Here is a 6,123-nt window from a genome sequence, read left to right on the forward strand (position 1 = left end):
AGGGGATGTTTCGGTCCGGTTCGCGTGCCGCCCCGGCTCCCACCCTTGCGGGTCGGCGGGCGGCGGCTCACAATTCGAGCCTCGGAGCGCGGCTCGACCGGGCCGCGCGAAGAGCAGGGACTTCGCTCCGCCGGGAGCGCATCGAAAGGGAGCTCGCCATGACCGATCCGTCGAATCGCCGGCCGCCGTTCCCTCCTTTCACCCTCGAGACCGCGATCCAGAAAGTGCGCCTGGCCGAGGATGCGTGGAACACGCGCGAACCCGAGCGCGTGGCGCTCGCCTACTCCGTCGACAGCGTCTGGCGCAATCGCGCGGAGTTCCTCGCCGGGAGGGAGGAGATCGTGCAGTTCCTCCGGCGCAAATGGGCGAAGGAGCTCGACTATCGCCTCATCAAGGAGGTCTGGGCTTTCCACGAAGCCCGGATCGCCGTTCGGTTCGCCTACGAATGGCACGATGACGCGGGCACCTGGTTCCGGGCCTACGGCAACGAAAACTGGGAGTTCGACGAGGACGGCCTGATGAAGCGGCGTCACGCGAGCATCAACGACCTGCCGATCAAGGAATCGGAGAGGAAATACCGGTGGCCGCTCGGGCGCCGTCCCGACGGGCACCCGGGCCTGTCGGATCTCGGGCTGTGAGCGCGCGGCGGTGCGGTCGGCAGGCCGTCCCGCTTCTCCCGCGTTTCCGCGCCCGCTAGCTCTGCGCCTTCCGTACCGCTTCGAGGTCGATCGTGATGCGGACCTCGTCGCCGACGATCGTCGGATCGGCGCTGACGCCGAATTCCCTGCGGCTGAGCTTCGTCGTCGCTTCGGCGCCCTTTCGCTCGTTCCCCCGGGGGTCTTTCACGGCGTCGGTGGCCTCGACGTGGAGCGTGACGGGCTTCGTCACTCCCCGCATGGTGAGGTTCCCGGTCACATCGAACGTGTTCGGGCCGGTCGACCTGACCGCGGTCGACCGGAACGTGATCTCCGGATATTTCGCGACGTCGAAGAAGTTCGGGCTCTTCAGGTCGTCGTCCCGGCCCGAAACGCGCGTGTTCACCGTCGTCGCATCGATCGTCGCGTCGATGGTCGTCTTCGAGGGGTCCGAATCGTCGAAGAGGATCGTCCCCCGGACGTTTCCGAACTCGCCCCGAACGTTCGAGACCATCAGGTGGCGGACCGTGAACTGCGCGGCGGAATGGTTCGGGTCGATCTTCCATTCGGCGGGCGCCGCCGAGGCCCCGGCGGCAAGGAGGAGGAGAGCCGGAATTCGGAGGAATCTCACGCGTGCTCCTTTCGGGGCGACGTTAACGGAAACGAGGAACGGATCGGAGGAATTTCATCAAAACCTGACGCAACCGCATCTTCCGCGGGGAGCGCCCGGATGCGATCGTTCCGCCGTGATCGGCCGGAACGAGATCTTCAACAGCGTCACGCATCTCGCCGGTTCGGTCTTCGCCGTCGCGGGGCTCGCCGCGCTCGTCTCGACGTCGCTCCGGACGGGCGATCCGTGGAAGATCGCGAGCTTTTCGATCTACGGCGTGGCGATGGTCGCGCTGTACCTCTTCTCGACGCTCTACCATGCGATCACGGGGCCCGCCAAGCGGATCTTCCGGAAGCTCGATCACACGAGCATCTACGTGCTGATCGCCGGCACCTACGCGCCGTTCGCCCTCGTGAGCCTCCGCCGGGCCGGAGGCGCGTGGCTCCTCGCGCTCGTCTGGGCCCTCGCGGCCGCCGGGATCGCCCAGGAGTTCCTGCTGCCGCGTCGGATCCGGGCGCTGTCGGTTTCGCTGTACCTGCTCATGGGATGGCTGGCCGCGGCGTTCTTCCTGCCGCTCCTGCGGGCGATCGGCCCGCGCGGAATCGGGTGGCTGCTCGCGGGAGGTCTGCTCTATACGACCGGAGTCTTCTTCTATCTGGTCGACGAGAAGTACGCTCACAGCCACGGCGTGTTCCACCTGTTCGTGCTCGGCGGGAGCGTCCTTCATTTCGTCGCCGTGATGTTCTACGTCGCCTGACGGGAATCTGGCGCAACGCCGGACAGGCGCCGCGACTCACGGCGGCGGTCTCCGCGACGACCCCGCCGCGACGTTGACGAACGCCCGCCACTCGTTCTGCGTCCTCTGCGATTCGAAGAATCCGGAGTAGGTCGTCTTCCGGCTGTACCAGGAGTAGCTGCCGCCCACGCCCAGCGCGCCGGAGACCGGGATCCGGATCTCTCCGCGGAAGAACTCGAGTCGGTTGTTCTCCGAGACACCGTCGAGGGTGTGCGCCCAGATGACTCCGTAGCCGGCCGCGGCGATTTCGCGCGGACCGCCATACAGGCGCGCTTCCGCACGAGCTCCACCGCCCGCGCCGTAGTCGTAATTGCGGCCCGTCTGGGGGGTCGCGAAGTCCGTCGTCTGGATGCCGGCGAGCGGAACGGCGAGGACGGTGAGATCGGTCGCCGCGGCGAGCTTGCCGATCCGGTACTTCGAAAGGATGCCGCCGCTGAACGCCTGCGCCCCGACGACCTGCGCCTCGTTGTTCAGGTACTCGTATTCCTGCGAGAACCCGACGACGTGCCGCACGGCGTCCGACGGATCGGTGAGCTCCCAGCCCCGCAGGATTCCGCGCTCCTCGATCCGGGAGACCACGGCGCCTCCGGGCGTGTTCAGATCCGCCCCGACCCAGAAGGTGTCGAACGGCTTGTGGATGTCTCCCGCGAAGGGATCGCCGTAGAGGGCCGACAGGGAGAAGGTCCCCTGATCCGGCCGGGAGGCGCTCCCGCCGACGTGCCGGTATCCGAGATCGGCGGAGACGGCGAAGCTGCCGGGGTAGCGCTCGTCGGGATTCGGGAAATCGCGCGTCATGTCGCCGCGGGCGAGCCGGGAGAGCGCGCCGACCGGGTTGACGATCGCGGCCCCGAGCTCGCGCCAGAAACGCTCGCCGCCCGTCACCGTGTTGTCGAGAATGATGATCGACAGTCGGTGGGCGATCTCCCCGCGCGTCATTCCGCCGAGCGTCGTGTTCACCAGATCGTTGATCGACGGGCGCGTGTTCTCCATGCAGCATTCCCAGATGAAGCTCCCGGACAACGCGAAGAGGCCGGACTCCCAGTACGAGTAGCCGTTGGAACGGCCCGCCTCGAAGAACAAGCTGCCGTGGTAGGGATGCGACGACTGGTTGACGTTGAAGGTATCGCTGTCGTAGCCGAAGCCGCTCTTGAAGTTCTCGCTGACCGTGTGCCACGAGATTCGCGCGAACTCCTCGTCGAGGACGTAGCGGTCGAAGGCCCACGGCCCCGCCTCGAGGAGCGCCATTTCGCCGGCCGCGGTCCAGAAGTGTTTCTGCCGCGGCTCGGGTGAGTCGCTCGGGCGGGGGGCGGCGGAAGGAGCCGGCGGAACGGTCTCGGCGGGGACCTGCGCGAGCCATTCGCACGGTTCCGCGGGTTGCGGGAGGAGAGAGATCGTTTCGCATCCGCCTTGAAACAGGCTTCGGGCACGCCGCGCGCCGTCGTCGGCGGAGGCGCTCGGAGAGGCCGTCGAAAAGACCAGAGCGGCGGCCGCGCTCACCGCGGCGCGTCGAGCCGAACGCGCGAAACTCCCCTCACGTTCCTGAAATCGCGCCATCCGGGAGGATCGAGCAAGCGAGATGCCGGAAAACCCGCGGGGGATGGCGATCTCGTCGGGGGTTCTCCATCGGGCGCTGACGGCTCATGAGCGCTGCCGCCGGGAGATGCCGCGATGCGCCGGCGCTCCTCGGGATGGAAGTCCTGCGCGCGGTCGTGAGCGCGGCGGGCTCTACTTGTGGTTGGCCCAGCTCTGGTGGCCGACCTTCCACTGGCCCTCTTCCTCGGCCATCTCGATCGTCCCGTAGTTCATTTCGCCGTCCAGCTTCCCGCTGGCGTGGAGCGTCGCTTTCTTTCCCTCGACCTTCATGTCGCTCACGGAGATGTCGGAGGGAGTCATCATCGCCATGAACGAAAGGACCTCTTTCGGTGATTTCCCCATCTGTTTGGCCTGCTCGTCCATCTGAGGCCCGGCGGCCTTCACCATGCACTTCTTGTACGCGGGGTAATCGCCCGCCTTCATCGCGGCGAGGAGCGCCCGGTAGCCCTTGACCTGAGGGGTCGACTCGAGCTTCTTGGCATCGTCGGCGGCGAGCGCCGCGGAGCAGAGGCCGAGGGCGAGAACGGCGGCGAGGGTTCCCCGAAGGATTCGCTTCATGGTGTCCTCCCTTTGGCGGCGATTGATATCACGAAGTGCGGCGCGGTTCGCCCGCCGGGCGCGCGCGGGCGACGAGCGACGGGGCCGCGGCCTTGTTCGTCCAGCTTTGCAGGCCGACCCGCCACTGCCCGTCTTCCCGCGACAGCTCGACGGTTCCGTAGTTCATTTCTCCCTCGAGCTTGCCGTTGGCGTGAAGGATCGCCCTGGGTCCGTCGACTTCCAGGTCGGTGACCGCGATTTCCGGCGGCGTGATGACGGCCATGAACGTGAGGACGTCCTTGGGATCCTTTCCGAGCTGCCGGTTCGTCTCGTCCATGCGCGCCCCGGCTTCCTTGACCATCCATCTCTTGTAGGCGGCATAGTCTCCCGCCCTCATCGCGGCGAGCAGCGCGCGGTACGCCTTGACCTGAGGAGTCGACTCCAGCTTGTTCGTCTCGTTCGAGGCGAGCAGCGCGGACGCGAGGCCGAGCGCGAGAACGGCGGCGACGGTGCTCCGAAGTGTTTTCATGGTGGTCCCTCTCTTGGGGCGGGATTGATATCACGAACCGTGTCATGCCCTGGGACGGGATCGACGGCCGAACGCCGGGCGACCTTCCGCCGCCATCCGCCGGCGGCGGCCGGCGAGAGCATCCGCGCGCCCTGAGGCGCGAGACCGCCGGTTCCCGGGTTACGATACTCGCCGGTTTCCCCGAAAACGCGGAGGCGGCGTATTGAGCTCGAACGACGTTCGTGACGCGGCGCGCGACTACGGTACCGGGCTCGTCCTCTTCGGCATTCTCGACGTGACCGTCGGCGTGCTCTATCTCGCCAAGACCATCGTCTTCCTCGTCCTGTCGCTGCCCGGGATCACCGCGCTCCCCGTCCGCTACGGCCGGACGGAAGTGATCGCGACGGCGCTGGCCGCGTCGCCGGGGGCGGTCTTCTTCCTGGCCATCGGCTTCGGGTCGATCGTCGGCCGCCGCTGGGCGAGGTCGCTTTCCGTCGCGTTCTCCGCCGTCTGGCTCGCTGTCGGCACGGCGGCGACGGCGTTTCTCTTCGCCTGCCTCCCGCGGTTCTTCGCCGCGCTCCGGCCGCTCCGGGACGGCTCGCGCCTCCCGCTCTCCCGCGAGCTTGTCGCCTACGTCGTGATCGCGGCCGTCGGAGTGATCCTCCCCGGCGTGTATTTCCTCTTCTATCGCTCGGCCGGGGTGAAAGCCGAATGCGAGCGGCGGGATCCGGAGGACCGCTGGTCGGATCACGTCCCGGCGGCGGATCTCTCGGCGGCGGTCATTCTCGCGACCGGGGCTCTTCTCGCGTTCGGGATCGCGTTCTCGACGTCCCGGCAGCGGCTGTTTTTCGGAACCCCTCTCGGAGGAGGGATCCGGACCGGGGTTCTCGCGATTTCCATCCTCCAGGCCGCCGCGGCCTGGGGCATCTGCCGCCGAGATCTTCGCGCGTGGCCGGCGGCCGCGGCCGTCATGGCGATTCGCACGGGCGCGAATCTCGCCATCGCCCGGCGCTTTGCGGGGAGGACCCTCATGTCGTTCGCCGCCGATGCCGGACCGCTTTCGCCCGATTCCCGCGCCGCGATCGAGCGGCTCGAGCCGCTTCGTCCGCTGCAGGCCGCGGGAGGATTCGTGGCGGCCCTTTCGATCGGAGCGTTCCTGTTCGTGCTCTGGGCGGGGCTCCGCGCCTTCCGCGGCGCGTCCCGCGCGAGCCGGGGCGCCGGATAGCGGTACGATCCTCCCCGGGAGAGCGACCGGTGGACGAAAAGATCGTCGTTTATCAAAAGCCCACCTGCACCAAGTGCCGGCAGGCGCTTTCGCGGCTTCGGGAGGCCGGCGAAGAATTCGAAGCGATCGACTACTTCGAGAAGCCGCTCTCGCGGGAGAAGCTCCGCGCCGTCCTCGGCAGTCTCGACGTGCCCATCCGCGAGGCCGTGCGCTGGGACG

8 protein-coding genes are annotated in these 6,123 nt (G+C 67.7%); 4 read left to right on the forward strand and 4 right to left on the reverse strand.

Going from position 1 to position 6,123, the window contains the following annotated elements; translation table 11 throughout:
- Positions 1 to 158 precede the first annotated feature (158 nt).
- Positions 159 to 638 carry a nuclear transport factor 2 family protein gene (locus VFS34_09785; protein ID HET9794741.1) on the forward strand — a complete coding sequence of 160 codons (480 nt, stop codon included), beginning with the start codon at positions 159 to 161 and terminating at the stop codon, positions 636 to 638.
- A 55-nt stretch (positions 639 to 693) separates the two neighbouring features.
- Here VFS34_09785 and VFS34_09790 read toward each other — a convergent pair whose 3' ends face one another.
- Positions 694 to 1,266 carry a YceI family protein gene (locus VFS34_09790; GenBank protein HET9794742.1) on the reverse strand — a complete coding sequence of 191 codons (573 nt, stop codon included), beginning with the start codon at positions 1,264 to 1,266 and terminating at the stop codon, positions 694 to 696.
- A 118-nt stretch (positions 1,267 to 1,384) separates the two neighbouring features.
- Between VFS34_09790 and VFS34_09795 the strand changes: the two genes are divergently transcribed.
- On the forward strand, positions 1,385 to 2,002 hold the full coding sequence (locus tag VFS34_09795) for a hemolysin III family protein (protein ID HET9794743.1): 618 nt from the start codon (positions 1,385 to 1,387) through the stop codon (positions 2,000 to 2,002).
- A gap of 36 nt (positions 2,003 to 2,038) precedes the next feature.
- Here VFS34_09795 and VFS34_09800 read toward each other — a convergent pair whose 3' ends face one another.
- The 3 genes from VFS34_09800 to VFS34_09810 form a co-directional block, all read right to left on the reverse strand.
- Complete coding sequence (locus VFS34_09800) at positions 2,039 to 3,538, reverse strand: DUF3943 domain-containing protein (GenBank protein HET9794744.1); 1,500 nt, start codon at positions 3,536 to 3,538, stop codon at positions 2,039 to 2,041.
- Positions 3,539 to 3,766: 228 nt separating this feature from the next.
- Positions 3,767 to 4,192 (reverse strand): hypothetical protein, encoded by a 426-nt coding sequence (locus VFS34_09805; protein ID HET9794745.1) that lies wholly within the window; start codon positions 4,190 to 4,192, stop codon positions 3,767 to 3,769.
- Positions 4,193 to 4,220: 28 nt separating this feature from the next.
- Positions 4,221 to 4,700, reverse strand: a complete 480-nt coding sequence (locus VFS34_09810; protein ID HET9794746.1) for a hypothetical protein — start codon at positions 4,698 to 4,700, stop codon at positions 4,221 to 4,223.
- Positions 4,701 to 4,902: 202 nt separating this feature from the next.
- On the opposite strand from VFS34_09810, the gene VFS34_09815 reads away from it, so the two are divergent.
- Together VFS34_09815 and VFS34_09820 are read left to right on the forward strand one after the other, a co-directional pair.
- The gene (locus VFS34_09815; GenBank protein HET9794747.1) at positions 4,903 to 5,904 is read left to right on the forward strand and encodes a hypothetical protein; all 1,002 of its coding nucleotides are present in this window, start codon (positions 4,903 to 4,905) and stop codon (positions 5,902 to 5,904) included.
- Between the two features lie 29 nt (positions 5,905 to 5,933).
- Positions 5,934 to 6,123, forward strand: a 190-nt coding sequence (locus VFS34_09820; protein HET9794748.1) for a glutaredoxin domain-containing protein, incomplete at its 3' end; no start/stop codon positions are given.

Source organism: Thermoanaerobaculia bacterium, assembly GCA_035717485.1.
GTDB lineage: Bacteria > Acidobacteriota > Thermoanaerobaculia > UBA5066 > DATFVB01 > DATFVB01.

Excerpts from the sequence above, each read along its gene's own strand:
- VFS34_09805 (HET9794745.1), bottom strand. The coding sequence starts at position 4,192 with ATGAAGCGAATCCTTCGGGGAACCCTCGCCGCCGTTCTCGCCCTCGGC.
- VFS34_09810 (HET9794746.1), bottom strand. The coding sequence starts at position 4,700 with ATGAAAACACTTCGGAGCACCGTCGCCGCCGTTCTCGCGCTCGGCCTC.
- VFS34_09785 (HET9794741.1), top strand. The coding sequence starts at position 159 with ATGACCGATCCGTCGAATCGCCGGCCGCCGTTCCCTCCTTTCACCCTC.